The organism is Mycobacterium shottsii, from assembly GCF_010728525.1.
GTDB lineage: Bacteria > Actinomycetota > Actinomycetes > Mycobacteriales > Mycobacteriaceae > Mycobacterium > Mycobacterium marinum.
The window spans coordinates 5845243-5871616 of the sequence record NZ_AP022572.1 but is presented as its reverse complement, the minus strand read 5'-3'; the positions used below and the strand labels follow the sequence as shown (position 1 = coordinate 5871616).

At 66.0% G+C, this 26374-nt stretch carries 15 protein-coding genes and 4 pseudogenes; 10 read left to right on the top strand and 9 right to left on the bottom strand.

Annotation, left to right across the window (positions count from 1 at the left end):
* Window positions 1–228: 228 nt before the first annotated feature.
* Together G6N41_RS27155 and G6N41_RS27150 are read left to right on the top strand one after the other, a co-directional pair.
* A complete protein-coding gene (locus G6N41_RS27155) occupies window positions 229–666 on the top strand; it encodes an anti-sigma factor RsbW (protein ID WP_015354822.1) in 438 nt (145 codons plus the stop codon).
* Window positions 663–1451, top strand: a pseudogene (locus G6N41_RS27150) (RNA polymerase sigma factor SigF). The gene G6N41_RS27155 and the pseudogene G6N41_RS27150 overlap by 4 nt, the downstream one beginning before the upstream one ends.
* A gap of 61 nt (window positions 1452–1512) precedes the next feature.
* Here the strand turns inward: G6N41_RS27150 and G6N41_RS27145 are convergent.
* Complete coding sequence (locus G6N41_RS27145; RefSeq protein WP_198966197.1) at window positions 1513–2082, bottom strand: TetR/AcrR family transcriptional regulator; 570 nt, start codon at window positions 2080–2082, stop codon at window positions 1513–1515.
* 624 nt (window positions 2083–2706) lie between these two features.
* Between G6N41_RS27145 and G6N41_RS27140 the strand changes: the two are divergent.
* Window positions 2707–12182: pseudogene (locus G6N41_RS27140) on the top strand (amino acid adenylation domain-containing protein).
* A 21-nt stretch (window positions 12183–12203) separates the two neighbouring features.
* Here the strand turns inward: G6N41_RS27140 and G6N41_RS27135 are convergent.
* The 6 genes from G6N41_RS27135 to G6N41_RS27110 all read right to left on the bottom strand — a co-directional run bounded on the left by G6N41_RS27135 (window position 12204) and on the right by G6N41_RS27110 (window position 18055).
* Window positions 12204–13997 carry an acetyl/propionyl/methylcrotonyl-CoA carboxylase subunit alpha gene (locus G6N41_RS27135; protein ID WP_198966196.1) on the bottom strand — a complete coding sequence of 598 codons (1794 nt, stop codon included), beginning with the start codon at window positions 13995–13997 and terminating at the stop codon, window positions 12204–12206.
* A 110-nt stretch (window positions 13998–14107) separates the two neighbouring features.
* Window positions 14108–14527 carry a SufE family protein gene (locus G6N41_RS27130; protein ID WP_198966195.1) on the bottom strand — a complete coding sequence of 140 codons (420 nt, stop codon included), beginning with the start codon at window positions 14525–14527 and terminating at the stop codon, window positions 14108–14110.
* Window positions 14524–15429, bottom strand: coding sequence for a sulfurtransferase (locus G6N41_RS27125; RefSeq protein WP_020732108.1), 906 nt, complete (start codon window positions 15427–15429; stop codon window positions 14524–14526). Before G6N41_RS27125 ends, G6N41_RS27130 begins: the two co-directional genes overlap by 4 nt.
* Window positions 15430–15468: 39 nt before the next feature.
* Window positions 15469–16119 (bottom strand): Maf family protein, encoded by a 651-nt coding sequence (locus tag G6N41_RS27120; RefSeq protein WP_198966194.1) that lies wholly within the window; start codon window positions 16117–16119, stop codon window positions 15469–15471.
* Window positions 16116–16418, bottom strand: coding sequence for an acyl-CoA carboxylase subunit epsilon (locus G6N41_RS27115; protein WP_117407158.1), 303 nt, complete (start codon window positions 16416–16418; stop codon window positions 16116–16118). Before G6N41_RS27115 ends, G6N41_RS27120 begins: the two co-directional genes overlap by 4 nt.
* Window positions 16415–18055, bottom strand: coding sequence for an acyl-CoA carboxylase subunit beta (locus tag G6N41_RS27110; protein ID WP_198966193.1), 1641 nt, complete (start codon window positions 18053–18055; stop codon window positions 16415–16417). Before G6N41_RS27110 ends, G6N41_RS27115 begins: the two co-directional genes overlap by 4 nt.
* Before the next feature lie 150 nt (window positions 18056–18205).
* Here G6N41_RS27110 and G6N41_RS27105 point away from each other — a divergent pair, with 150 nt between their 5' ends.
* Together G6N41_RS27105 and G6N41_RS27100 are read left to right on the top strand one after the other, a co-directional pair.
* A complete protein-coding gene (locus tag G6N41_RS27105) occupies window positions 18206–19036 on the top strand; it encodes a biotin--[acetyl-CoA-carboxylase] ligase (protein WP_198966192.1) in 831 nt (276 codons plus the stop codon).
* 62 nt (window positions 19037–19098) lie between these two features.
* The gene (locus G6N41_RS27100) at window positions 19099–19617 is read left to right on the top strand and encodes a PH domain-containing protein (protein WP_012393132.1); all 519 of its coding nucleotides are present in this window, start codon (window positions 19099–19101) and stop codon (window positions 19615–19617) included.
* Here G6N41_RS27100 and G6N41_RS27095 read toward each other — a convergent pair.
* Window positions 19572–20255 (bottom strand): GtrA family protein, encoded by a 684-nt coding sequence (locus G6N41_RS27095; protein ID WP_020732112.1) that lies wholly within the window; start codon window positions 20253–20255, stop codon window positions 19572–19574. The two genes, G6N41_RS27100 and G6N41_RS27095, sit on opposite strands and share 46 nt — an antisense overlap.
* Window positions 20256–20354: 99 nt before the next feature.
* On the opposite strand from G6N41_RS27095, the gene G6N41_RS27090 reads away from it, so the two are divergent.
* From G6N41_RS27090 to G6N41_RS27070, 5 genes and pseudogenes are all read left to right on the top strand, one after another.
* Window positions 20355–21569 carry a 5-(carboxyamino)imidazole ribonucleotide synthase gene (locus G6N41_RS27090; RefSeq protein WP_198968045.1) on the top strand — a complete coding sequence of 405 codons (1215 nt, stop codon included), beginning with the start codon at window positions 20355–20357 and terminating at the stop codon, window positions 21567–21569.
* Window positions 21562–22077, top strand: coding sequence for a 5-(carboxyamino)imidazole ribonucleotide mutase (purE, locus tag G6N41_RS27085; RefSeq protein WP_198966191.1), 516 nt, complete (start codon window positions 21562–21564; stop codon window positions 22075–22077). Before G6N41_RS27090 ends, purE begins: the two co-directional genes overlap by 8 nt.
* A gap of 24 nt (window positions 22078–22101) precedes the next feature.
* The gene (locus tag G6N41_RS27080; protein ID WP_198966190.1) at window positions 22102–23271 is read left to right on the top strand and encodes an acyl-CoA dehydrogenase; all 1170 of its coding nucleotides are present in this window, start codon (window positions 22102–22104) and stop codon (window positions 23269–23271) included.
* 84 nt (window positions 23272–23355) lie between these two features.
* A pseudogene (locus G6N41_RS27075) lies at window positions 23356–23508 on the top strand (histidine kinase dimerization/phospho-acceptor domain-containing protein); the annotation flags it as partial.
* 5 nt (window positions 23509–23513) lie between these two features.
* Window positions 23514–23896, top strand: a pseudogene (locus G6N41_RS27070) (response regulator).
* A gap of 13 nt (window positions 23897–23909) precedes the next feature.
* On the opposite strand, the gene G6N41_RS27065 reads toward G6N41_RS27070, so the two are convergent.
* Window positions 23910–26156 carry a SulP family inorganic anion transporter gene (locus G6N41_RS27065; RefSeq protein ID WP_198966189.1) on the bottom strand — a complete coding sequence of 749 codons (2247 nt, stop codon included), beginning with the start codon at window positions 26154–26156 and terminating at the stop codon, window positions 23910–23912.
* Window positions 26157–26374: the final 218 nt, after the last annotated feature.

Genomic DNA, 26374 nt, shown 5'->3' with positions numbered 1-26374 from the left:
AAGCACCGACCTAGATTTCCACTGCGACCACGATCACGACGACCGACGTCATCCCGGCAAACATCGCGATTTGCTCGAGCCGGCGCGTCCGGACTGTGTCGGTCCCGCCCGCCTCGCCGGTAGCTGGTTGAATACCCGGTGGCGATCATGACCAACCGGCTGCAACGCTGGGCCCAAAGCGGGACTCAAAGCGAGAGTACTGTCGGTGCAAAATTGCCGGGAGGCCAGATGACCGATGCGGATCCGCGCATCAACAAGCGCGAACGCGGCCACCGTGCCGTCGAACTCAACGTTGCTGCGCGCTTGGAGAACCTGTCGATGCTGCGCACCCTGGTTGGTGCCATCGGCACGTTTGAAGACTTGGATTTCGACGCTGTGGCAGACCTGCGGCTGGCGGTCGACGAGGTGTGTACTCGGCTGATCCGTTCGGCCACACCGGACGCCACGCTGACCCTGGTGGTGGACCCGCGCGACGACGAACTTGTGGTCCAGGCCTCTGCCGCGTGCGGTACGCACGACGTGGTGGCGCCGGGAAGTTTCAGCTGGCATGTGCTGACATCGCTGGCCGACGATGTTCAGACATTTCACGATGGTCGCCCACCTGAGGCAGCCGGCAGCGTGTTCGGCATCATGTTGACGGCTCGAAGGGTGGCCTCCGGCAGGTGACCTCCCGAACTGCCGGCGGTTCCTCTTCACGACCCAACGAATACGCCGATGTCCCGGAGATGTTTCGTGAGTTGGCCACCTTCGATGCCGACTCACCGAATTTCCAGCGCCACCGCGACACGATCGTCGAGCGCTGCTTGCCGTTGGCCGATCACATCGCCCGGCGGTTCGAGGGACGTGGCGAACCACGCGGTGACCTGGTTCAGGTCGCGAGGGTCGGGCTGGTCAACGCGGTGGTCCGCTTCGATGTCGAGACGGGTTCGGATTTCGTCTCGTTCGCGGTGCCCACCATCATGGGCGAGGTCCGGCGGCATTTCCGCGACAACAGTTGGTCGGTCAAGGTTCCGCGGCGGCTGAAGGAACTGCATCTGCGGTTGGGCGCGGCCACCGCCGACCTGTCGCAGCGGCTGGGCAGGGCGCCCACCGCGACCGAACTCGCCGCCGAGCTCGAGATGGACCGAGCCGAGGTAGTCGAGGGCTTGGTAGCGGGCAGCTCCTACAACACCTTGTCCATTGACAGCGGTAGCGGTAGCTAGGACGACGACGCCCGCGCCATCGCGGACACGTTGGGTGACATGGACGCCGGTTTGGATCGGATCGAAGATCGCGAGTCGCTTCGTCCCTTGCTCGAGGCGCTGCCCGAGCGGGAGCGAACGGTGCTGGTGCTGAGGTTTCTCGACTCGATGACACAAACGCAGATCGCCGAACGGGTGGGCATCTCACAGATGCACGTCTCGCGGCTGCTGGCCAAATCCCTGGCGCGGCTGCGCGATCAGCTCGAGTAAGCGCGACCGCGCGTCCCGTTCGCGGCCGGTTTTCGCGTGCCCTAGTGTCCGTTGACCGATGTCACGTCTCGAACAGCATGAGCGCGACCCGCTCCGCAGTTGCGATCGGATCCGTGCATTCGCCCGGATCCGACGGCAGCACGCCGTTGAGCCACAGCATCGAGAAGCCATGGATGAGCGACCACGCCGCGAGCTCGGCGCCGTGGCGATCCGCCACGGCCTTTGGATCTTGGAGCAGTGAGGCGCCCCGGGCGAGCTCCATCGAGGCGGCCGCATGCGCGGCGGCCAGATCGCTATCGGTGCGGTCGATCAGGGACCAGTCGAACATCACCGCGTAGTGGCCCGGATGCTCGATCGCAAAGCGGACGTAGGCGCGGGCGCCGTCGAGGAAGTTTCCGCGGGCCTCACGCAGTGCCTCCGCAAGCAACGTGAAGCCTTGCGCCGCTAGTGCGGTGAACAATCCGCGCCGGTCGGTGAAGTGGTGGCCATAGGCATTGTGCGACACGCCAGCGCGGCGGGCCAGCTCACGCACCGACACGGCGCCAACTCCGCGCTCGGCGACCAGGGTGGCCGCTTCGGTCAGGATCGCGTCGCGCAGACCGCCATGGTGATACTGCGAGCGTTCACTCATTCGAGCATCGTACGAGTTGGCCTTGAGCCGCCACGCGTTAGCTCATGGTAAGCCAACGGGGCGGGTCCGGCCCTTCGATCGACGGGTAGGCCAACCCGTGGCGGGAGATTCGGCCCAGCTTATCGACGTTGGCGTGCCGCAGTTCCGCAGCGTCGGGACGCCGTTCGGCTACTGATACCGGTGGCTCATCAAAGTTTGCTGGCTAACGCCTGATTGTCGCGGTCTCGCGTGCTGATCGTGACTCTTGCCGGAAGATTCGCTGTGTTACGGACGTCACAGGCTAACTAAGTTTTCCGATCGGCGACGTTGCGTCGAATCCTCTATTGAATGCCGGCGCCGCGAGCAAAAAGTTATGAACTGCTAGTGATTGGTCGTCCCGGCTCTGTGTCGCGGCAGCCCGCCGTCTGCCGCCTCGTCAATCGGAACATTCAGCTAACTTCACACTGAGGCGCGTGGTCAATGACAAGTTGCCAATGTCAATATTTCATGTTGACAATGACAACATAGCCGTGTACCTAAAGGGCGTGGCCGCATCGCGCGGTCTGTAGTCCCCCGGGCAGGGAATGCGCGCCGCCCTTGTGTCGCGCGGCAGGTAGCCGTTGCGAATGAGCTGAGGAGTTTCATATGACGGCTGGTACCCCGACGGTCTCGCAATGCCCTGGTGAGGACGACGGGGACCAGGCAGCCCAGTGGGTAGCGGCTTCGGCATCGTTGACCCTTGATCGGTCGTTGCATGAACTCGCCGACGCGGGACACTTCGGACACATCAGTGCCGGAGCCGGCGGATCCGCGGTCGACCTCGCCGAGCTCAGTGCGATCGTGGAGCGCGTCGGTGGCATCGATGTCGGCCATGCGGCCCTGCTCGCGGTACATCACGGTGCGATGCAGACTGTCTTGCTGCATGGCAGCAGCCAAGCCCGTCAGCGATTCATCGATCCGATGCGCACCGCCCGGCTGCTGGGTTCCCTGGCGATCACCGAGCCCAGCGTGTCCGGTTCCAACCTGCGTGAACTGGTCAGCACAGCGATCCCCGACGGCTCCGACTGGGTGATCAGCGCCGCGAAATCCTGCATTACCGGTGCGGGATGCACCGGCGTGTTCGTGACTCTGGTGCCGTTCGCCGTCGACGGTGGCACCGCGTTGACCGCGGTGGCGATCCCGGCTGACAGTCCGGGGGTCAGCATGCTGCCCCCTGAGAGAACCTTCGGATTGCGGTCCGTTCCGGTGTCGGGCATCCGCTTCGATGGGGTGCGGGTAGCGCCCTGGCAGATCCTCGGCGGGATTGGCGATGGGCTCGAGGTGATCGACGAGGGCCTGCGGATCGGCCGCGCTAGCGCCGGCGCGATTGGCCTGGGCGTGATGAAGCGATGCGCGCAGTTGATCTACCGCTTCGCGTCACAACGGGAGGTGAGCACCGGCCTGGCTCATCACCGACCCGGTCGTCCAGCGCCGCACGGCGCGCATCGCCGCAGAGATCGAATCGATCGGGGCCCTGCTCGGCGTCGTCGCGACCGAGCCCGATACCCCGCAAGAGATCTTCCTGACGCTCAAGGTCGCCGCCTCCGAGTTCGCCTATCACGCCACCGACAACGCGATGCAGACGCTGGGATGGCGCGGCTACGTGGAGCGCAACCGGGTCGCCGCATTGATGCGAGACGTCCGGTTCCTGCGGATCGGGGAGGGGCCTTCGGAAGCCCTGCTGACCGAACTGGGCGCTCGCTTGGCCGCGCGATCGGACACCGTCTATGACTGGATGGCCAGCCGCGGCTCAGGCCGCGATGCGGCAAACCGGCTGCGGGAAATCGTGGACGAACTCGCTGCCCATACCTCGGTCAACAATTTTCACGACCTGGGCCGGCTTGGGGGCTGGGCGATCCTTGCGGCGGTGGCACCGCAAGGGTCGGCGGCGCAGGCGCTCATCGAGCGGGGTTGGCGTTTCGAACGGACCAAGGTGGGCGGGCGAAACGAGCACGCCAGCGGCTACGAACAGGCGCTACCTGCCTACGCCGATGCGGTCGGCACGCTTGATGAATTTCTCGCCGGCGACGCCGAGGTTGACCCGACCCTGCATCCGCTTCGCCGGCGGGAGGCTGAACCGATCGTCGGTCCCCGGCGGCCGGGCGGGGATCACAGCATTCACGAACTCGTTGCCGCCCAGATCGAGCGCACCCCCCAGGCCATCGCCATTGAAGACGCGGGCGGGGCCACGGTCACCTATGCCGAGCTAGGCGAGCGGGTCGACGCGTTCGCCGAACACCTAGCCGCGGCGGGGGTCCGACCCGGTGATGCCATCGGCGTCTTCCTCGGGCGCAGCGTTCACCTGGCCGTAGCGGCGCTGGCGATCGCGCGATCCGGGGCGGTGGTGGTGGTGCTGAACCCAACCCATCCGAGCGCGCGGGTCGCGGACATGATCACCGATGCCGGTGTCAGTCGCGTTGTCGTCGATGATCAGACCCGGCCATTGGTTCCGGTCAACGCACCCGAGCTGATCGCGGCCGACCGCGCCGGCGCAGCGGTCGCGTCGATGCCGCCGCCCCAGCTCGATCCTGCTGAGCCGGCCTACCTCAACTTCACATCGGGTTCTACCGGCCGCCCCAAAGCGGTGACCAGTTCACACCGTGCATTCTGCAATCAGCTGCTGTGGCGGCGCGACGAATTCGGTCTTGGCGGCGATGATGCGTTGCTGCAGACGGCCGCACCCACATTCGACATCTTCATGTGGGAGATCTTCGGCCCGTTGGTGGCCGGTGCCCGGCTGGTGTTCAACCCGGGGGAGTGGGATCCGCACTCGATCGTCCAACGCGTCAGGCAGTCGAGCATCACGATGCTGCAGATCGTTCCCTCACAGCTGGATGTGCTGCTCGAGGAGCCCGATCTTGGCCAGTGCATGACCTTGCGCTACGTGTTCTGCGGTGGTGAACCGTTGTCGCTGGCGCTGTGCCGGCGGTTTGCCGCCGTGTTGCCCCACGCCGAGCTGGTGAATCTGTACGGACCGACCGAGACGACCATCGATGCGACCTTCTGGCGTGTCGAAGTCGCCGACGAGGCATCCTGGGCGTCTATCGGACGTCCGATCGCCAACGTGTGCCTCTACGTTGTCGATCCGGAGGGCGCGCTGGCCGCCCCGGGGGGGCGAAGGCGAGCTGTGGATCGGCGGTGCCGGCGTCACGATGGGCTACCTCGGCTCCCCGGCCATCACCGCGCAGCGTTTCCGCCGCGACGTCCGCTGCGCGCATCCCGGTGCCCGGGTCTATCGCACCGGTGATCGGGTACGCCAAAGACCCGACGGGACGCTGGAGTTCCTCGGTCGGATGGACCGGCAGCTCAAGGTGCATGGCGTGCGGATAGAACCGGCAGAGATCGAGCGAACCCTGTGTGAGCACCCGGGTGTGCAGCATGCGGTGGTCACCGTCAAAGAGCGCGCGCCCGGCGACAAGGCCCTGGCCGCCTACCTCATTTCCGACGCCCCGAATATCGAGCTGGATCTGGAGGCCGTGCTCAAGACCTGCCGCACCAAGTTGCCCGCCACGATGGTTCCGGCCGCGGTGATGGTGCTGGACTCGCTTCCCCGCACCTCGACCGGCAAGGTGGATATGGCCGCGCTACCAGACGTTTCCTTTGCCGGTGCTGCCGGTGCTGCCGATGCTGACGCCGATGTGCGCGATGTGCCGCAGCGACTGATCGGACTGGCCAGAATCTGGGAGGAGATCCTCGGCCGGCCCGTCCTCGATCCCGATGCGGACTTCTTCCGCATCGGTGGGCATTCCCTTGCTGCGTTGCGGGTGATCATGCGGGTGCGTGAACGGATGGGCGTGGTCCTGCAGATGCGCGACTTCGTTTCGGCCGGGACCCTGACCGGCCTGCAAGACCTCATCGAGCACAAACTGCGACAGGTCGCCACCGCCGCCGAGGTCGAGATGCTTGAACCGGCGCCCGTGGACCGGCAGGCGCCCCTGCCGCTGGCACCCATGCAGGCCAATCTGTGGTACCTGCAGCAGCTGGCACCGACGATGTCGGCCTACAACATCGTCGAGGCCGTGCACATTCGTGGCCGGGTGGACACTCGACGCTTGGAAGCCGCGTTCGCCGCGGTGATCGAGCGGCACGAGGCGCTGCGGACGATCTTCCCCTATCAGCAGGGGCAGCCGGTCCAGATTGTGCTGGCACCCGGGGGCGCCGCGCCGATAGAACATGCCGATCTTTGCGGCGGCGGCCAAGACGACGGTGATGCCCGCGCCCACGAGCTCATCGCCGAACTGGGGGCGCGCCCATTCGACCTGCAAAAGGATCTACCCATCCGAGTGCTGCTCATCGCGCTCGGCGCCGATGACCACTACCTGGCCTGGAGCGTGCACCACATCGCCGCCGACGGGTGGTCGGCCGCCGGACTGCTCAACGCCGAGCTGAGCAAGGCCTACGCGGCGCTGGGTAGGGCAGCGCGGCTGCCCCAGCTAAGCCTGCAACCAATCGACTACCACCACTGGGTGGCCGGGCAAATCACCTCCGGCGACCGCGCGGCGCTCGAGGGCTATTGGAGTGAGCATCTGCGCGATGCGCCGCCGGCGATCGATCTGCCCAGGGATTTCCCGCGTCCGCTGCGGGGTAGCTTCCGCGGGGCGCGAGTGCCGATCGTGATTGACGACGACGACCGGGCGGCGGTGCGAGCACTGGCTCGCGAGCATGGCGCGACCCCGTACAGCGTGCTGGTCGCGGCCTTCATGGCGTAGATCGCCAGCCGTGGCCGCCAGCGCGACATCGTGATCGGCGGCGTGACCGCCGGGCGTGAGCATTCCGGCATCGAGAACGTGATCGGCAACTTCGCCAGCACCCTGCCGTTGCGCTGCCGGCTGCGCGACAACCCCACGTTCGCCGACCTGGTCGTCCGCGCCCGCGATGAGGTCCAAGCCATGGTCGACCACAGTGCTTTGGCATTCCCCGACATCGTCAATGTGGTCCGCGCGGAGCGCGCGGGTACCCGCAACCCGATCTTCCAGGCCGTGGTCACGTTGTTCGACGGCGATATCGCCCCGGTGCGCATCGAGGGTGCCGAGGTCAGTCACGTGGCGGTCGACCCGGGGTCGGCAAAATTCGACTTGGTGGCGTCGTTTGCCGACGACGGGAAAACGCTGGGCGGTTTCCTGGAATACGACCGCGAGCTGTTCAAAGCGGCCACTGCCGAACGGCTGGCGGCCGAGTTGGTCGCGACCATCGGTTCGCTCACCCGAACACCCGAATGCCGCATCGAGGACTACGCCGTGGGCGGTGGGGCCTTCGTTGCGGTCACCCCAGCCCCGCTGACCCATGCCCAGCTGCGGATCTGGCTGCTCGACCGGAGGAACGCGGGCGGCCCGGAACTGTGTGCGCAGCGGTATTTCGACCTGCGCGGCAACGTTGACGTCGAGCGGTTGCACGACGCCCTGGAGCTCCTTGCACAGCGCCACCCCATGCTGCGGACCAGATTCCCCGAACGCGCGACCGGGCCGGTCCAGGTAATCGGGGATGCCGAGCCGGTGCAAGTCCGCGATCTGCGCGGCCATGACCCAAGCGATCGGGAATCGCTACTGCGAGAGCTGGTCTGTGCGGATGCCGCCAGACCGATCGACATCACCACCGACTCTCCGCTGCGTGCGCTCATTCTTCGGCTGGCCGACGACCGGGTGGTGCTCGGACTCAACTACCACCAAATCGTTGCCGATGATTGGGCCGGGGCGACGATCTTGGCCGAACTGTCCCGGCTCTATGGCGCCCTGGGCGACGGGCCGCTCGATGATGAACCCCCCGCCGCGCCGACCATGGGGCAGCTGGCCCTGGCCGAGTCCGCCCAACCCCGCCATCGGCTGGCGGAAACCGACCTGCCGTTCTGGGACGAGATGCTCTCCGGCCTCCCGGGTCGCCTGGAGCTTCCCACTGATTTGCCGGCGCCGTCGGTGGCGTCGTTTTCCGGGGCCAGGTTCGAATCGCCGCTGCCCGATGATGTGCTCGAGCGGCTGGACCGGTTCGCGGCGCAGATCCAGGTGCAGCGGTCCACGGTGGTGCTGGCGATGTGGCAGTACCTGCTGCACCGCTACACCCAGCAAGACGCGCTGCTGGTTGGGCTGCCGTTCCCGGCCCGCCCCGCCGGGGTACCCGAGGCCGCGATCGGATATTTCGCAAACCTCCTGCCGGTGCGCGCGGATTTCTCGCCGGCGCTCACCTTGCGGTCGCTGACGACCGCCACGGCCGAGCGGCTGGCCGCGACGACGGCCCACGCCGACGTGCCCTTCGAAGAGCTGCGGGAGCGGTTCGCGGCGCGGGACAAGGCGTCGTCGTTGATCGAGGCGGCGTTCGTTCCGGAGGTCCCCGGCTCCTATCGGCCGACGCTGGACGGGCTCGACGTCACCCCGGTGCCACACGACCCCGGCCGTTCGCTGTTCTGGCTTTCGCTGTCCTTGCAGTCCGACGGGACCGCATTGCAGCTGGTGTTCGAATACCGCGATGCGCTGTGGGACGCACCGAGCATCGCGCGGATGGCCGCTCATCTGGTGACGCTGCTGGCCGCGGGTCTCACCCAACCCGATGCCACGTTGGCCGAGTTCTCCATGCTCACCCAGGGCGAGACCGACCAGTTGCGGGCTCTGGATGTACGCCGCGAGATTCGGCCCGCACACTCTGCGCTGCACCGATGGTTCGAGGACCGGGCACGAGTTGATCCGGACGCCGAAGCCGTCCGGTTCCTGGGGCGTGGGCTGACCTATGCCCAGCTAGACGCCGAGTCGAACCGGCTGGCCAGGTTCCTGATCGCCGGTGGCGTGCGTCCCGGCGACAAGGTCGCGATGCTGCTCGAACGCACCCCGCTGATACCCATTGCGGTACTGGCCATCATCAAGACCGGCGCCGCCTATGTGCCGCTGGACCCCAGCTGGCCACCGCAACGAGCCGAACTCGTGCTGTGCGACTGCGCCCCGTCGGCAATCCTCACCGAGACCGCGCTTCAACACGTGGTGGCCGACCATGACGCGCCGATTCTGCAGCTGGATGCGCTGGACTTCTCCGACCAGCCCGGGACCGGGGTCGACATCGAGGTGAACGGCGACGACGTCGCCTATGTCATCTACACTTCGGGCTCGACCGGCCGCCCCAAGGGTGTCGAGGTTACCCACGCCAATGTGATGCGGCTGTTCAGCGCGACCGAGGGCCTCTTCGAGTTCACCAGCGCGGACCGTTGGACGATGTTCCACTCCATCGCCTTCGACTTCTCGGTTTGGGAGCTGTGGGGACCGCTTCTGTACGGCGGATGCGTGGTGATGGTGCCCTATCTGGAGACCCGGACCCCGCGCGCGTTTCGCGAATTGCTGTCACGCGAGCGGATCACCGTACTCAACCAGACCCCGTCCGCGTTTCGACTGCTGCGCGACGCTGACGCCGAGGCCGACACACCGCTTTATCTGCGCTATGTGATCTTTGGCGGCGAAAGGCTGACGTCCTCGGACCTGATCCCCTGGATCGAGGCACACGGCGATTCCCATCCCGACCTGATCAACATGTACGGCATCACCGAGACGACGGTGCATGTGACGTTTCGTCGATTGCGCCGCGAGGATGTGCTGGGCGGGCGGGGTTCGCGGATCGGACGCCCGATACCCGACCTCGAGTGCCTGCTCACCGACGCTGCCGGCAACCTGGTCCCGCTCGGTGTGCGCGGCGAGATCTGCGTGGCCGGTCCCGGGCTGGCAAAGGGCTACCTGGGGCAGCCGGAACTGACCGGTCAACGCTTTGTCCCACACCCGTTTCGCCCTCGGGAGCGGCTGTACCGCAGCGGCGACTTCGGACGGCGACTGCCGTCGGGGGAGATCGAGTACTTCGGCCGCCTCGATCACCAAGTCCAATTGCACGGTTTTCGGATCGAGCTCGGAGAGGTCGAAAACGCCGTCTCGGGGCTGGAAGAGGTGGTGGCCTGTCATGCGATGGTGCGCCACGACGACGCCAAACCCCGGTTGGTGGCCTACGTGGTGACCTCGACCGGCGAGCAACTGCCGATCAGTTCCAGCCGGCAGAAGTTGGCCGCCCGCCTTCCCGGCTACATGCTCCCGTCAGCGATCGTCACCGTCGAATCCCTGCCGCTGACCGCGAACGGCAAGATCGATCAGCGGGCGTTGCCGGCACCGATGGCGGCGGCCGGGGCGCCCGGCGCAACGCCGAGTGAGACCACCGACTCCACCCGGAATCTCGCCGCCTCGACGGTTGACCAGATCCGGCAGGTGTTCGCCGAGGTCCTGGGACTTCCCTCGGTCGGTGCTGACGACAACTTCTTCGATATCGGCGGCGACTCGATGCACGCGGTGCAGCTCTCGGCGAAGGCCAGAGCGTTGGGGCTGGCGGTGGAGGTTCAAGATCTCTTCCAGTGCCAGACGCCCGAGCAACTCGCGGCCGGCCTGATCCGCACCGGTTCGGCCGGTGCCGCCGGTGCGGCGCTGCAATCGCAGCCGCGAACGCCGATGGTCGAGGGGCCGCAACCCAGCGATCTGCCGCCCGGTGTGGCGGATGCCTACCCCCTGGCCGCCCTACAGGCCGGGATGCTGCTGCACAGCCGAGTCGATGGGCCGTGCATCTATCACGACGTGTTCAGCTATCTGGTAGACGCCCCGTGGGACGAGATCGCGTTCCGCGCCGCCGTCGACGTGGTCACCGCCCGGCACCCGATCCTGCGGACGACCTTTGATCTGTCCGGCTATTCGCGACCGCTACAGGTGGTGCATGAAGAGGTTTGCACCCCACTGACGGTCGTCGACCTGTCAGGGCGCAGGGCCGCCGAACAGGAGGCCACCGTGGCGGCCTGGATGGAAGCCGAATCGAGTGCGGCCATGCAGTGGCAAACCCAGACTCCGTTCGGGGTGGTGATCCACGTGCGCGATGGCGAACGCTTCGAACTGGGGCTGACGGTCCACCATGCGCTTCTCGATGGGTGGAGCGTGGCCGAACTTCAGCGTGACCTGCTCGTCAGCTACGACGCATTGCGGACCACCGGCGCGCCCTCGGCCCGACCGCGGCTGCAGAACCATTTTCGGGAATTTGTCATGCTCGAGAGCGAAGCCGAGGCCAGCCCGTCGAGGGCCTTTTGGCTCGATCGGCTACAAGGCTTCCAGACGCTGCGCTTTGCGGGCGACCGCCTGCAGCACGTCCGCCCCAAGTTCCGGTGGATCGAGCTGCCCGAGCGCATAGAGGCGGGCCTGGTGCGGATGGCTCGCAGTCGACACGTACCGCTGAAAAGCACGCTGCTGGCCGCCCACCTGGCGGTCAACGGCCGTCTCGGCGCCACCGACGACGTCCTCAGCGGGGTTGTCGTCAACGGCAGGCCCGAAACCGACGACTCGGCCAGCGCCCTGGGGATGTTCTTGAACACGGTCCCGTTGCGGATCAAGATGACGGCACCGGACTACGCCGGGCTGGTCGACCAGGCGTTCGCCGCCGAGCGCGACCTGCTGCCACATCGTCGGGTGCCGTTGCGGGCAATTCAGCGTGACATCGGCATCGGCGGATTGTTCGAGACGGCGTTTAACTTCGTCAGCTTCGACAAGGCCGGTGCCAGTGAGCGCACACCGGTTTCCGCGGGTGCCAGGGATTCGAGAACCTTGCGGCGCAAGATGATCGCCCACACCAATCTGCCGTTGGTCACCATATTCGCCCGCGAGCACGGTGCCCTCGGCATCGGCATCGAATACGATCCGCGGCTGGTTTCCGACGAACAGTTCGACGCGGTTGTCGCCGCCTATCTGGATGCCATCGAAGCCATCGCCGATGGTGGATCAGCTCGACTTCCGGTGTTTCGGCACGAGACGGAGTTGAACTTCCTTCGCCCGACGGGTCTGGTGGCGCCACACGTGGCGGCCAACCCCCAGGAAGTCACCCGCAGGCAGCTGGAGCGGATCTGGGAGCGGGTTCTGGGCCGCCCCGTGGTCGGTACGGATTCGGTGCGCGATTGCGGCGGCGACTCCATCGACGCTTTGGTCATCGGTGAGCACATCGCCACCGAATTCAAGTGCGATCCGCCCCTTGCCGAACTCCTCGACGGTGCCACCTTGCAGTCGCTGGCGTCGACGCTGACGCCGGCGGGCACCGGGTGAAATCTGTGGCCGGGGGCGGCCCTACTTGATCTCGGCGAGCACCGTTCCCTGGGTGATGGCCGCGCCGGCCTCGACCGCAAGCCCGGTGATGACACCGTCTTTGTGAGCGGTGACCGGGTTCTCCATCTTCATCGCCTCGAGGACCACGACGAGCTCGCCGACGACGACCTCCTGCCCTTCTTCGACCGCCACCTTCACCACGGTGCCCTGCATCGGCGCGGTCACGGCGTCGCCGGAGGCGGCGGCACCGGTGTGGGCACCGCGCTTGCGCGGCTTGGGCTTGCGCCGGATGACACCCGCATCGGCGCCGGACCCGTTGGACATCGCCAGATCGGCGGACAGCGAGACCTCGACCCGGCGACCATCGATTTCGACGACCACGGTTTGGCGTGGGCGGAAGTCTTCGTCGTCGAGCGGTTCACCGGCGGTGAACGGTTCGATCGTGTTGTTCCATTCCGTCTCGATCCAGCGCGTGTGCACCGAGAAACCGTGCTCGTCGCCGATGAATGCCGGGTCGGAGACCACCGCACGGTGGAACGGGATGATGGTGGCCAGGCCCTCGACCTGGAACTCGGCCATAGCGCGTCGAGCTCGCTCCAGCGCCTCGGTGCGGTTGGCGCCGTACACGATCAGCTTGGCCAGCATCGAGTCGAATTGGCCGCCGATCACCGAGCCGGTCTCCACACCGGAGTCCATCCGCACGCCAGGACCGGCCGGCGGGTGGAACTTGGTGACCGGACCGGGAGCCGGCAGGAAGCCGCGGCCGGCGTCCTCGCCGTTGATCCGGAACTCGATTGCGTGTCCCCGCGGGGTGGGGTCTTCGGTCAGGTCCAGCTTCTCGCCGTTAGCGATGCGGAACTGCTCGCGGACCAGGTCGATCCCAGCGGTCTCCTCGGTGACCGGGTGTTCGACCTGAAGACGGGTGTTGACCTCCAGGAAGGAGATCAGGCCGTCCTGGCCGACCAGGTACTCGACCGTGCCGGCGCCGTAGTAGTGGGCCTCTTTGCAGATCCGCTTGGCCGACTCGTGGATCTCCTTGCGCTGGGCGTCGGAGAGGAACGGCGCCGGAGCCTCTTCGACCAGCTTCTGGTAGCGGCGCTGCAGCGAGCAGTCGCGGGTACCCGCGACCACGACGTTGCCATGCTGGTCGGCGATCACCTGCGCCTCAACGTGGCGCGGCTTGTCCAGGTAGCGCTCGACAAAGCACTCGCCGCGGCCGAATGCCGCGGTGGCCTCGCGCACCGCCGACTCGTAGAGCTCGGGAATCTCTTCCATGGTGCGGGCGACCTTCATGCCGCGCCCGCCGCCACCGAAGGCCGCCTTGATGGCGATCGGCAGCCCATACTCCTGGGCGAAGGCGACCACTTCTTCGGCGTTCTTGACCGGGTCGGGAGTGCCGGGTACCAGGGGCGCCTTGGCGCGGGCGGCGATGTGGCGGGCGGTGACTTTGTCGCCGAGGTCGCGGATGGACTGCGGGCTGGGACCGATCCAGATCAGGCCGGCGTCGATCACGGCCTGGGCGAAGTCGGCGTTCTCCGACAGGAAGCCGTAGCCGGGGTGGATCGCGTTGGCGCCGGACTTCGCGGCCGCGTCGAGGAGCTTCTCAAAGTCCAGGTAGGACTCGGCGGAAGTCTGGCCGCCCAGGGCGAACGCCTCGTCAGCCAGGCTGACGTGCGGGGCCTCGGCGTCGGGTTCGGCGTAGACCGCCACGCTGGCCAGGCCCGCGTCCCGGGCCGCCCGGATCACTCGGACTGCGATCTCGCCGCGATTGGCCACGAGAACCTTGGAGATCCTGGAGCTGGCGTGACTGGCCACTGCGCCTCCTGTAGGGCTGGAAGTCTCTTCGTCTTTAAGAGAATTTCTTACAAGTCTTGTCCGGGGAAGTTTAAGCGGCGCGCCGGAAGCTCGGTCACGCGGTTCCCCTTTCACACGGTCTCGCGCAGCCGCCGCTTGATTCGGGCGAGCATCGCCGACATCCCGCGCAGCCGTAACGGGCTGATCAGATCCGCCAGGCCCAGTTCGCTGTAGAAGTCCTCAGGCACGGCCAAGATCTCGGATGCGGGTTGCTGGTCGAGGCCGGCGGCCAGGATCGCGGCAAAGCCACGGGTGGTCGGCGCCTGCTCCGGGGCACTGAAGTACAGCCGCACCCGGTCTGGGTCTTGCGCGTCGACATGCAGGAACAGCGGGGACTGGCACTCGGGCACGGGCTCCATGGCGGCCTCGGCGAGATCGGACGGCAGCGGCGGTAGCTCGTTGGCGAATTCCAACAGCAAGGCGAGCTTGTCCTGGCCCTGGACTTCGCCAAAGTCGGACACCACCTCCGCCAGCGGAGCGGGCATGCTCATCGCCGCGACGCAAGTCCATCGGCGGATCCGGGGCTCTCGCCCCCGACGATCGGCACCCGCACGGTATTGCCCCACTCGGTCCAGGATCCGTCGTAGTTACGCACCCCGGGCTTGCCCAACAGATGGGTGAGCACGAACCAGGTGTGGCTGGAGCGCTCGCCGATGCGGCAGTACACGATGGTCTTGTCATCGGGGTCCAGGAAGCCGTAAAGCTCGTCGAGCTCGGTGCGGCTGCGGAACCGCCCACTCTCGTCGACCGCCTTGGCCCACGGGATGGACTGCGCCGTGGGGATGTGGCCGCCCCGCAACACGCCTTCCTCCGGGTAGTCGGGCATATGCGTGCGCTTGCCGGTGTACTCGTCGGGGGAGCGCACGTCGATCAGCGGCTGAGTGCCCAATGTGGTCAGCACGTCGTCCTTGTAGGCCCGGATGGGGGCGTCGTTTCGCTCCACGATCGGATAACCCGCGGAGGTCTTGGCGGGCACGCTCAGCGAGGTGTCCCGGCCCTCTGCGATCCACAGGTCGCGGCCCCCGTTGAGCAAGCGCACGTCGGGGTGGCCGAACAGGGTGAACACCCACAGGGCGTAGGCCGCCCACCAGTTGCTCTTGTCGCCGTAGATCACCACGGTGTCATCGCGGCTGATGCCCTTGCGGTCCATCAACTCGGCAAATTGCGCACCGTTGATGTAGTCGCGCACGCGCGGATCGTTGAGGTCGGTATGCCAGTCGATCTTGACGGCGCCCGGGATGTGGCCGATGTCGTAGAGCAGGACATCTTCGTCGGATTCCACGATTGCCAGGCCGGGAACGCCCATGTGGGCGGACAGCCAGTCGGCGGTCACCAGGCGTTCGGGGTGGGCGTAGGCCGACAGGGTGGGATTTGGGTCTGGGGGCAACGGCACGGTGTCAGCCTACCCATCGCACTATCAGGTCAAGCAGCATCAGGGGAGCGGATTCGATGCCCAAAGTGCGGCTATGGATATACCGGCGCGGCTGATCAGGTCCCGCGTCAGCGGCAGCCCAATTCCCACCACGGCGGACGGATCGCCCTCGACGCCGGTGATGAACCAGCCGCCCAAGCCGTCCAGGGTGAACCCGCCGGCCACCTTCAACGACTCCCCGGTGGCCAGATAGGCCTCCAGGTCGTCGTCCGAGGGGGCCGCGAAGTGGACCGTGGTGGTCGAGGTCTCGTCGTCGCGGTGCGTGACGCGTTGCTCGGTCAACCGGACGACGCTGTGCCCGGTGTACAGGTGCCCGCAGCGACCGGCCATCGAGCGCCACAATTGCCGGGCGTCATCGACGGTCTCGGGCTTTCCGCACAGCCGGCCGTCGATGTAGAGCATCGAGTCGCAGCCGATGACAAGGCAGTCCGCGGCGACGGAAGCCTGCTGGCCGATCAGGGTGGTCGCTACCTGTTCGGCCTTTGCGCGCGCCAGCACACGCACCACATCCGCCGGTGTTGCGGCCGGACCCAGCCCGGCCATGATGGCGTCCTCGTCGACTCCGGAGACCACCACCAGCGGATCAACGCCAGCCTGCTGAAGCACCTTGAGCCGACCCGATGAGGCCGAGCCCAGTACCAGTCGGGTCATCGCCGCATGTGCGTCATTTCCTGCAACGTGATGCGCTGCCAACTGAAGACGGGGTAGCGCAATCTGTCTACCGGCAACCCCCACCGGGATGGCTCGGGCGCTGCGGCCGGGGCTGCGCTGCGCAGGCTGCCCAGCACCGCGACCAGCGCCGCGAGCTCCTGTTCGGTCGGCGCTCCCTTGAGCACGTGGATGTGCGGTTCCAGCGGGTCATGCGCCGGCGCGGTCACCGTACCCTCGCCGCCCTCGCTGGCCTCGGGCTTCTGCTCGATCGGCTGGTTGCCGTTGTTCACGTCGCTCACAGGGGGATGTTCCCATGCTTCTTGGGGGGCTGCTGGGCGATCTTGCGTTCCAGCAGACGCAACGCGGTTCCGATGTACCCGCGGGTGTACGACGGCGGGATCACCGCGTCGACGTACCCGCGTTCGGCGGCGATGTAGGGATTGACCAGGGTGTCTTCGTACTCCTGCTGCAGCTGCAGCCGCAGCGCATCGACATCCTTGCCGGCCTCGGCCGCTTCCTTGAGCTGCTGGCGATACACGAAGCCGACCGCCCCGGACGCGCCCATCACCGCGATCTGCGCTGTCGGCCAGGCCAGGTTGACGTCGCAGCCCATGTCTTTGGAACCCATCACGCAGTACGCGCCGCCGTAGGCCTTGCGGGTGATGACGGTGACCTTCGGGACGGTGGCCTCGCCGTAGGCGTAGAGCAGCTTGGCGCCGCGGCGGATGATGCCGTTGTACTCCTGGCCGGTTCCGGGCAGGAAGCCCGGAACGTCCACCAGCATCACGATCGGGATGTTGAAGCAGTCGCAGGTCCGCACGAAGCGGGCCGCTTTCTCGGAGGCATCGATGTCCAGGCAGCCGGCGAAGTGGGTCGGCTGGTTGGCGACGATGCCCACCGGCCGGCCCTCGATGCGCCCGAACCCGACCACGATGTTCTGCGCATAGCCGGCCTGGATCTCGAGGAACTCGTCCTCATCTAGGATCCGGGTGATGACCTCATGCATGTCGTAGGGCTGGTTGGGCGAGTCCGGGATCAGCGTGTCCAGCTCCAGGTCCTCGTCGGTGAGGTTCTCCTCGATGGGCCCCTCGGGGGCGGGAGCGGGGTAGCGCGGTGCGTCGGTGGCGTTGTTGGGCGGCAGATAGCTCAGCAGCTCGCGCACATATTCGAAGGCGTCCTGCTCGCCGGACGCGACATAGTGGGCGGTACCCGACTTGACCATGTGGGTGTGGGCACCGCCGAGCTCCTCCATGGTGACGTCCTCGCCGGTGACGGTCTTGATGACGTCGGGTCCGGTGATGAACATCTGACTGGTCTGGTCGACCATGACCACGAAGTCGGTCAGTGCCGGGGAGTAGACGTGCCCGCCCGCGGCGGCTCCCATGATCAGCGAGATCTGCGGGATGACGCCCGAGGCCAGGATGTTGTTGCGGAAGATCCGGCTGTACAGGCCCAGGGAGACGACACCTTCCTGGATGCGCGCGCCGGCGCCGTCATTGATGCCGATCAACGGTCGTCCGGTCTTGACCGCCAATTCCTGAACCTTGACGATCTTCTCGCCGTACACCTCACCCAGGCTGCCGCCGAACACGGTGGCGTCCTGGCTGAAGATGCACACGTCGCGGCCGTCGATGGTGCCGTAGCCGGTGACCACACCGTCGCCGACCGGGCGGTTGCTCTCCAGGCCGAAGTTGGTGCTGCGGTGTTTTGCCAGCGCGTCCAGCTCCACGAACGAGTCCTCGTCGAGCAGCGCATAGATCCGTTCGCGTGCGGTCAGCTTGCCTTTGGCGTGCACCTTCTCGATGGCGCCCTCGCCGACCGGATGCAGCGACTCGGCGCGGCGCTTGTGTAGCTCTGCGAGCTTGCCCGAGGTGGTGTGGATATCGATGGTGTGCTCGGCAGCGGGCTCAGCAGTGTGGTCGGTAACGCTGGTCATGGGAGTTGATGGTATCGGCCGCACCCGCATCGGTTGGTCCGGGCGTACCTGAGCACCCGACGGTCGCGCGGGGATTGCCGATGTGCGCCGCGGCGAACCGTCCGACAGTTGATCTCCCACGGCCGGCCCGGCGTTCTCTAGGCTTGTGCCGTGACGGACCGCGATCAGCTCAGGTTGCCGTTGGACGCCAGCAAGCTGCGTAGTGAGGCGATCGACTCGGGATGGCGCCAGCTCGACGTCGTCGATGAGACCGGCTCCACCAACGCCGATCTGCTGGCCCGGGCCGCTGCCGGGGCCGATATCGAAGGGGCGGTGCTGATCGCCGAACACCAGACGGCCGGACGGGGGCGGCTGGGGCGCGGCTGGTCGGCCACGGCGCGAGCGCAGATCACCATGTCGGTCGGGGTGCGGGTGGACGGCGTCCCCACCGCCACCTGGGGCTGGCTGTCGCTGGCCACCGGGTTGGCCGTGGTGGACACGGTGACCCCGTTGCTTGACGGCACCGCGGCGCAAGCGGGTTTGAAGTGGCCCAACGATGTGCTGGCCGGTCCGCCCGGATCGTTGGGCAAACTGGCGGGCATTCTCGCCGAGGTGGCGATGCCCTACGCGGTGATCGGCATCGGGCTCAATGTCACCCAGGCGCCCGACGAAATTGCCGGGCCCACAGCGACCTCGCTGCTGGACCTCGGGGTGCCGGCACCGGATCGCAACGAACTGGCTGCCCGGCTGTTGCGCGAGCTTGCGGTGCGGATCGATGAGTTCAGACGCGCCCACTCGCGGCTATCGGCCGACTACCGGGCCCGCAGTCTGACCATCGGCTCGCGCGTGCGTGCGCAACTTCCCGGCGGGCGCGAGATCGTCGGGATCGCCCGCGACATTGATGAGCAGGGGCGATTGCGCCTGCAGACTACGCCCGACGAGGCGGGCAAGTCCGGTGAGACGGTCGTGGTGGCCGCGGGTGACGTGGTGCATCTGCGCTAGTGCGGCGCGGCTATCCGTCCAACTTCAGCAAACAGCAGCCAACGGGGGATAAGGTCGCCACCATGGGCTATCCGGACAATGCCATGGCCGCAGGCGAGCAGGTCGTCCTGCATCGTCACCCGCACTGGACCCGGCTGGTCTGGCCGGTCGTGGTGTTGATCCTGATCACCGGGCTGGCCGCGCTGGGCTCGGGGTTCGTCAACTCGACGCAATGGCAGCAGCTTGCCAAGAACATCATCCATGGCGTCATCTGGGGGATCTGGTTGGTGATTGTCGGCTGGCTCACACTATGGCCGTTCCTGAGCTGGCTGACCACACATTTCGTGGTCACCAACCGCCGGGTGATGTATCGCCAGGGCGTGCTGACCCGCAGCGGGATCGACATCCCGTTGGCCCGGATCAACAGCGTGGAATTCCGGGACCGGATATTCGAGCGAATGCTTCGCACCGGGACGCTGATTATCGAATCGGCGTCACAGGATCCGTTGGAGTTCTACAACATTCCGCGCCTGCGAGAAGTGCACGCGCTGCTCTATCACGAGGTTTTCGACACCCTGGGCTCCGAGGAAGCCCCCAGCTGAGCGGCCGATCGCGCATCTGAGCGGTTGGCCCTGGCGGACTTGTTGCGCCAGGAACGCAACAGGGTGACGTTGCCGCCCTCGATCTCGTCTTCGAAGACTTCGGCGATGCCGCCCGCGGTCAGCGCCGACTCCAGCGCCTTGTCCGGGTTGCGTGCGAACGCGTCGGGGAACACCCAGCGGCGGAACGCCCAGAAGCGGAACGCCATCTGCAGCAGATTTCCGATGATGTAGGCCGAGACAAAGTCGGCCAGGTTCTCCACGGTCAGCGACACCATCGGCACCCGCAACTGCAAGACGTAGCTGGAGAACCACAGCGGGGCCATGCTCAGCAGCACACCCACGCCGCTGAACGCGAAGAACAGCAGCGCCTCGTGGTGGCGCTCCCGGCCGCCACGGTCGCGGAAGCTCCATTCCCGGTTGAGCACATAGGACGCGATGACCGCGACGATTCCGGCGATCACCTTGGCCGTCACCGGCTTGGGCTCCAGAATCGTCAACTTCAGCGTGTAGAAAATTGCCGAGTCGATGATAAAAGTAGTGCCGCCGACGATGGCAAATTTGATCAGTTCATGATGACGCTGCGCAAAGGGCTGAACCACCCTGGGAAGGCGCGCGATTGTGGCATCGGCAAAGGACACAACAAGTCAGTGTACGGATTGACACGAAATAGACGTAAAATGATACATAACGATTTGGTGTTGCAGCCGCCAAACACGCCGGTCATGGGCCATGACACCATGATGGCCGTGCCAAGTTCTCGCACCCCCCAGGTTGCCATGGTCGGTGGTGGCCAGCTCGCCCGGATGACCCATCAGGCCGCCATCGCCCTGGGTCAGGACCTGCGTGTGCTGGTTAACTCCGCCGATGACCCGGCGGCGCAGGTGACACCCAATGTGGTGATCGGATCGCACACCGATTTGGACGACCTGCGCCGCATCGCGGCCGGCGCCGACGTGGTGACCTTCGACCACGAGCACGTTCCCGCCGAGCTGCTGGACAAGCTGGTGGCCGAGGGAGTCGTGCTGGCGCCGCCGCCACAGGCTTTGGTGCACGCGCAGGACAAGCTGGTGATGCGCCGGCGGCTGCAGGCACTCGACGTCCCGGTGCCGCGCTACCTGGGCATCCACCAGCTCGACGAGCTCGGTGAGCTGGACGCGTTTGCCCGCGAGCTGGACGCGCCGCTGGTGGTCAAGGCGGTCCGGGGCGGCTACGACGGCCGCGGTGTACAGATGGCGCGCGATCTGGCCGATGCCCGCGACATCGCCAGCGGCTACCTGGCCGGGGGTGTTCCGGTGCTGGTGGAGGAGCGGGTCCAGTTGCGTCGAGAGCTCTCGGCGCTGGTGGCGCGCTCGCCGTTCGGCCAGGGGGCGGCGTGGCCGGTGGTCGAGACGGTGCAGCAGGACGGCATCTGCGTCGCGGTGATCGCGCCAGCGCCGGCGCTGTCCGCGCAAGCTGGCGCCGATGCGCAACAGCTGGCGCTGCGGTTGGCCGCCGAACTGGGTGTGGTCGGGGTGCTCGCCGTGGAGCTCTTCGAGACCACCGACGGCGCTTTGGTGGTCAACGAGCTTGCGATGCGGCCGCACAACTCCGGGCACTGGACCATGGACGGATCGCGCACCAGCCAGTTCGAGCAGCACTTACGCGCGGTGTTGGACTACCCGCTCGGCGATACCGAGGCGATCGCGCCGGTGACCGTGATGACCAACGTGTTGGGGGCGGCCGCGCAACCGGCGATGAGCCTGGACGAGCGGCTGCACAACCTGTTCGCCCGGATGCCCGATGCCCGGGTGCACCTCTACGGTAAGGACGAGCGTCCCGGCCGCAAGGTGGGACATATCAATTTCCTCGGTTTCGACCCGGCGGCCGTTGCCGGGCTGCGAGAGCAGGCCGAGCTGGCGGCACACTGGTTGTCACACGGACAGTGGACGGACGGATGGGATCCCCATGGCTGAACAGCCCCGGGTCGCGGTGATCATGGGCAGCGACAGTGACTGGTCGGTAATGGCTGACGCCGCCAAGGCGCTGGCCGAATTCGACATCGCGATGGAGGTGCGCGTGGTCTCGGCGCATCGCACCCCGCAGGTGATGTTCGACTACGCGCGCGAGGCGGCCTGTCGTGGCATCGAGGTGATCATCGCCGGCGCCGGCGGAGCCGCGCACCTACCCGGAATGGTGGCCTCGGCCACCCCGCTGCCGGTGATCGGGGTGCCGGTGCCGCTGGCCCGCCTCGACGGACTGGACTCGCTGTTGTCGATCGTTCAGATGCCGGCCGGGGTGCCGGTGGCTACCGTGTCCATCGGAGGCGCCCGCAATGCCGGCCTGCTGGCTGTGCGGATGCTGGGATCATCCGATCCGGCGCTGCGCGCGCGGATCGCCGCTTTCCAAGACCAGCTGGCGCAGACCGTGCAGGCCAAGGATGCGGAACTTCAGAAACTTGCGGGTAAGTTAACCCGCGACTAGAAGCCGACTAGGAGGGCTCGCAAGATGGCTGGTTGGGCCGGAAACCCGTCTTTTGATTTGTTCCAGCTTCCGGAGGAACACCAGGAGTTGCGGGCGGCGATACGCGCGCTGGCGGAAAAGGAGATCGCGCCGCACGCCGCGGACGTGGATGAGAATTCCCGGTTTCCGGAGGAGGCCCTTGATGCGCTCAACGCTTCCGGGTTCAATGCGGTGCACGTCCCCGAGGAGTACGGCGGCCAGGGGGCCGACTCGGTGGCAGCCTGCATCGTCATCGAGGAGGTCGCTCGCGTCGACGCCTCAGCCTCGTTGATCCCGGCGGTCAACAAGTTGGGCACCATGGGCCTGATCCTGCGCGGTTCCGACGATCTGAAAAAGCAGGTGTTGCCGTCGCTCGCCGACGGCGCCGCGATGGCCTCCTACGCGCTCAGTGAGCGCGAGGCCGGTTCGGACGCCGGAGCGATGCGCACCCGGGCCAAGGCCGACGGTGACGACTGGATTCTCAACGGCACCAAGTGCTGGATCACCAACGGCGGCAAGTCCTCCTGGTACACGGTGATGGCCGTGACCGACCCCGAAAAAGGTGCCAACGGCATATCGGCGTTCATGGTGCACAAGGACGACGAAGGCTTCGTCGTGGGACCCAAGGAGCGCAAGCTGGGGATCAAGGGCTCACCGACCACGGAGTTGTACTTCGAGAACTGTCGGGTTCCCGGTGACCGGATGATCGGGGACCCCGGCACCGGCTTCAAGACCGCCCTGGCGACGCTGGACCACACCCGCCCGACCATCGGTGCCCAAGCGGTGGGCATCGCTCAGGGCGCCCTTGATGCCGCAATCGCCTACACCAAGGACCGCAAGCAGTTTGGGAAGTCGATCAGCGATTTTCAGGCGGTGCAGTTCATGCTCGCCGATATGGCGATGAAGGTGGAGTCCGCGCGGTTGATGGTTTACTCCGCCGCCGCGCGCGCCGAGCGTGGCGAATCCAACCTCGGATTCATCTCCGCGGCGTCGAAGTGCCTGGCCTCCGACGTGGCCATGGAGGTCACCACCGACGCGGTGCAGCTGTTCGGTGGTGCCGGATACACGGTTGATTTCCCGGTCGAGCGGATGATGCGCGACGCCAAGATCACCCAGATCTACGAGGGCACCAACCAGATTCAGCGCGTCGTGATGTCGCGGGCATTGCTGCGCTGAGGTACCGAACCGCAGATTCGCTTCATCGCATCCGATCCGCCAGTACAGTCAAAGTCACGGCACCGCCAAACAATCGGGTGGGCACCGCTGCGCAAAGTCGCCGCGTTCTGCCAGTTGCTGGAGCGGCGTCATGCGGATCAGCTCGACGAACGCGGCATCGAATACATCGGCTTCGCGGTCGACGGGGCCAAACGCATGCAGTTCCTGATCAACGACCTGCTCAGTTTCTCCCGGGTCGACCCATAGACATCCTGCTCGTCGAAGACGATCCCGGGGACGAACTCATCACCCGGGAGGCGTTCGAGCACAACGAGGAGGGGCTGGATTACCTCTATCAGCGGGGCAATTACCAGCGGCGCGCCGGCCTGATCTGATCCTGCTCGACTTGAACCTACCGAAGTATGACGGTCGGCAGTTGCTGGAGAAGATCATGTCCGAATCCGAGCTTTGTCGTATCCAGGTGGTGGTGCTGACCACGTCCTCGGCCGAGGAGGACATTCTGCGCAGCTACAATCTTCATGCGAACGCCTATGTCACCAAGCCGGTCGATCTTGACTAATTCATGACCGCCGTCCGGCAGATCGATGAGTTCTTTCTTCAGGTGGTTAGGCTTCCGCAAAGCTGAGTAGCGGCGCGGCTCAACGTTTTCTTGCGGGCTGGTTGGACGCCACGATCCCGTGTTGATCGACCTCGCGTACGTGGACGGTCGAGAAATCGAAGAACATGCCTACGATCTGTATCGTACCGGAGGCTATCGCGGGAGCCAAGACCTGGTTGTGCGCAAGCCTTTCCAGCTGAATCGCCACATTGACCACAGCTAGCTGGTCGAGTTCGCCGAAGCCGATGGACGCCGCGCTCGCCCGTGCCGGATGACAGTCTCGGAACGCGGCCAAACTATCGTGTGCGTGTTCAAGCCAGTGGTTCATCGGGCGGTCGACGTCACTTGCGCCGTTGTCCAACAACGACTGCATTGCCCGGCATGCCGAGTGTCCGCATACGACAACCGAACTCACACCAAATTGGTTGACCGCGAAGTCCAGGGCGGCATCCACCGAGCGTTCGGTTGGATCGATCGGTACCAGGTTGCCGACGTTGCGGACGATATACAGGTCGCCCGGTTTGCTGGCCGTGATGACGTCGGGCAGGATCCGGGAATCGGCACAGGTGAGAAAGACCGTGTCGGGGTTGGCCGGATCCATCAGCTCCCGCACATGGTGGTGCAGCGATCCCACACCGTTGCGGTGGTACTCGTCAACGCCATCGAGGATTGAGGCGTCGGTATCCTGCTGATTGTCGCGGCGGGAAGTCCATGGTTCTCGTAGCGCCCTAGACATGAAGTGGCGTTTCGGCGGACTGCTGTGTGCGCTGATCATGTTCGCGGGTGAGGTCTCGATAATGGTTACCGTCCCGCCCGCCGCTTCGTGGGAAATCTTCCAGTCGGAGATGGTTTCGGACACCGAGTGATCGATGTAGTCCGCGTTCAGGGTCAACGTCACATCCGATCCATCCGGCAGGGTGGAGAGCACCTTGGTCAGGCGCGGTAGCAGCAAGAAGCTCAGCGTGCCGTCGATATCCACCCGCCAATGCTTAGCTTGTCCACCTACCGGCCTGGCTTCGATAGGTGCGCGCATGACCCGGATCAACAAGAAGGCGATCGCAACACCGAGTCCAATGACCACGCCCTCGAGCAGGTTGAGGAATATGACGCCCAGGATGGTGATGACATAGATCATAAAGTTGCCGGTCCGCCACGCAATCTGGATGTGTGCCAGCTGGATGAGCTGGGTGCCGACCACAATCAGGAGCCCGGCGAGCGCCGCCTTGGGGATCAGTTCCACCAGGCCGGTGAACAGCGAGGCGAACAGCAAGATCCACACCCCGTGCAGCACCGCTGAGGTGCGGGTGCGGGCTCCGGCCGCCACATTGGCCGAACTGCGCACGATGACGCCGGTGACGGGAAGCCCGCCGAGCAGTCCGGAGAGCACGTTGGCGCTGCCCTGGCCGAGCATTTCCCTGTTGAAGTTGGTCCGCGGGCCTTGGTGCAACTTGTCCACACCGACCGCACACAGCAGCGATTCGACGCTGGCGATCAGGGCGATGGTCAGGATGCCGACGGCGATGCTGCTGATGTCGTTGCTCCAGGGCTGGCCATCGGGGGTCAGCGCGGGCAGCCGGGGCAGCGAGATGGCCTCGAAGAAGTTGCCCGAAAGGTCGATGCGCTCCACATCTAGATTCACCATCAGCGACAGTGCGGTGGCTCCGGCGATGGCCACCAGGGGGCCCGGAACCATCCGCACCATGGCGGGCAGCCGTGACCACATCAACAATATTGCGATCATGGTTCCGCCGACGATCACTTTGTGTAGCTCGTGATGGAGGATGCCGTTGGGCAACGCCGTGATGTTGCGCCACGCCGAGCTGTGCGATGAGCCGCCCATCAGGACATGGATCTGTTGCAGCACGATGGTCACGCCGATGCCGGCCAGCATGGCGTGCACCACCACCGGTGCAATGGCCAGCGCGGCGCGTGCCATCCGGCTCAGCCCGAAAATGATCTGCAGGACGCCCGCGCCGAGGGTCATCAGGCACAACATCTGCCAACCGACCTGTTCGATCAATCCGGCGACCACCACGGTGAGGCCGGCGGCCGGGCCGCTCACCTGAACCGACGACCCGCCGAGCAGTCCGGCGACAATGCCACCCACCACCGCGGCGATCAAACCGGCCATCAACGGAGCCCCGGAGGCAATGGCGATCCCCAGTGACAGGGGCAGCGCTACCAGGAAGACGACGATCGAAGCGGGGAAGTCATGGCGCAAGTTGGCCAGGATCCACTGGGATCGAGATTCGGGTGCCCCGGCGGAGTTCTTGACTGCGGTGCTCATTTGTTGACTCCTCAAAGCCGGTCAAAGAGGCCATCCCGGGCTGGCCGGCAATCGAGACCTGACACCCCTTCGACACCGGCTTGAATGTGATCTGTCAAATCAAGTGTCCGCCGAGCGTCGTAGGTGCGTGTGAGGCAGTTCATATTTGTGCGCAGCAAATCTATGAGTCTGCAGGTTTATATCCAAAATCCTCCACGCTTCACCGGCCCATGCGGCAA

Coding starts and splice junctions, on each gene's coding strand:
- G6N41_RS27155 (WP_015354822.1), top strand. CDS start 229: ATGACCGATGCGGATCCGCGCATCAACAAGCGCGAACGCGGCCACCGT.
- G6N41_RS27145 (WP_198966197.1), bottom strand. CDS start 2,082: ATGAGTGAACGCTCGCAGTATCACCATGGCGGTCTGCGCGACGCGATC.
- G6N41_RS27130 (WP_198966195.1), bottom strand. CDS start 14,527: ATGAGCATGCCCGCTCCGCTGGCGGAGGTGGTGTCCGACTTTGGCGAA.
- G6N41_RS27120 (WP_198966194.1), bottom strand. CDS start 16,119: ATGACCCGACTGGTACTGGGCTCGGCCTCATCGGGTCGGCTCAAGGTG.
- G6N41_RS27110 (WP_198966193.1), bottom strand. CDS start 18,055: ATGACCAGCGTTACCGACCACACTGCTGAGCCCGCTGCCGAGCACACC.
- G6N41_RS27100 (WP_012393132.1), top strand. CDS start 19,099: ATGGGCTATCCGGACAATGCCATGGCCGCAGGCGAGCAGGTCGTCCTG.
- G6N41_RS27090 (WP_198968045.1), top strand. CDS start 20,355: ATGATGGCCGTGCCAAGTTCTCGCACCCCCCAGGTTGCCATGGTCGGT.
- purE (WP_198966191.1), top strand. CDS start 21,562: ATGGCTGAACAGCCCCGGGTCGCGGTGATCATGGGCAGCGACAGTGAC.
- G6N41_RS27080 (WP_198966190.1), top strand. CDS start 22,102: ATGGCTGGTTGGGCCGGAAACCCGTCTTTTGATTTGTTCCAGCTTCCG.
- G6N41_RS27065 (WP_198966189.1), bottom strand. CDS start 26,156: ATGAGCACCGCAGTCAAGAACTCCGCCGGGGCACCCGAATCTCGATCC.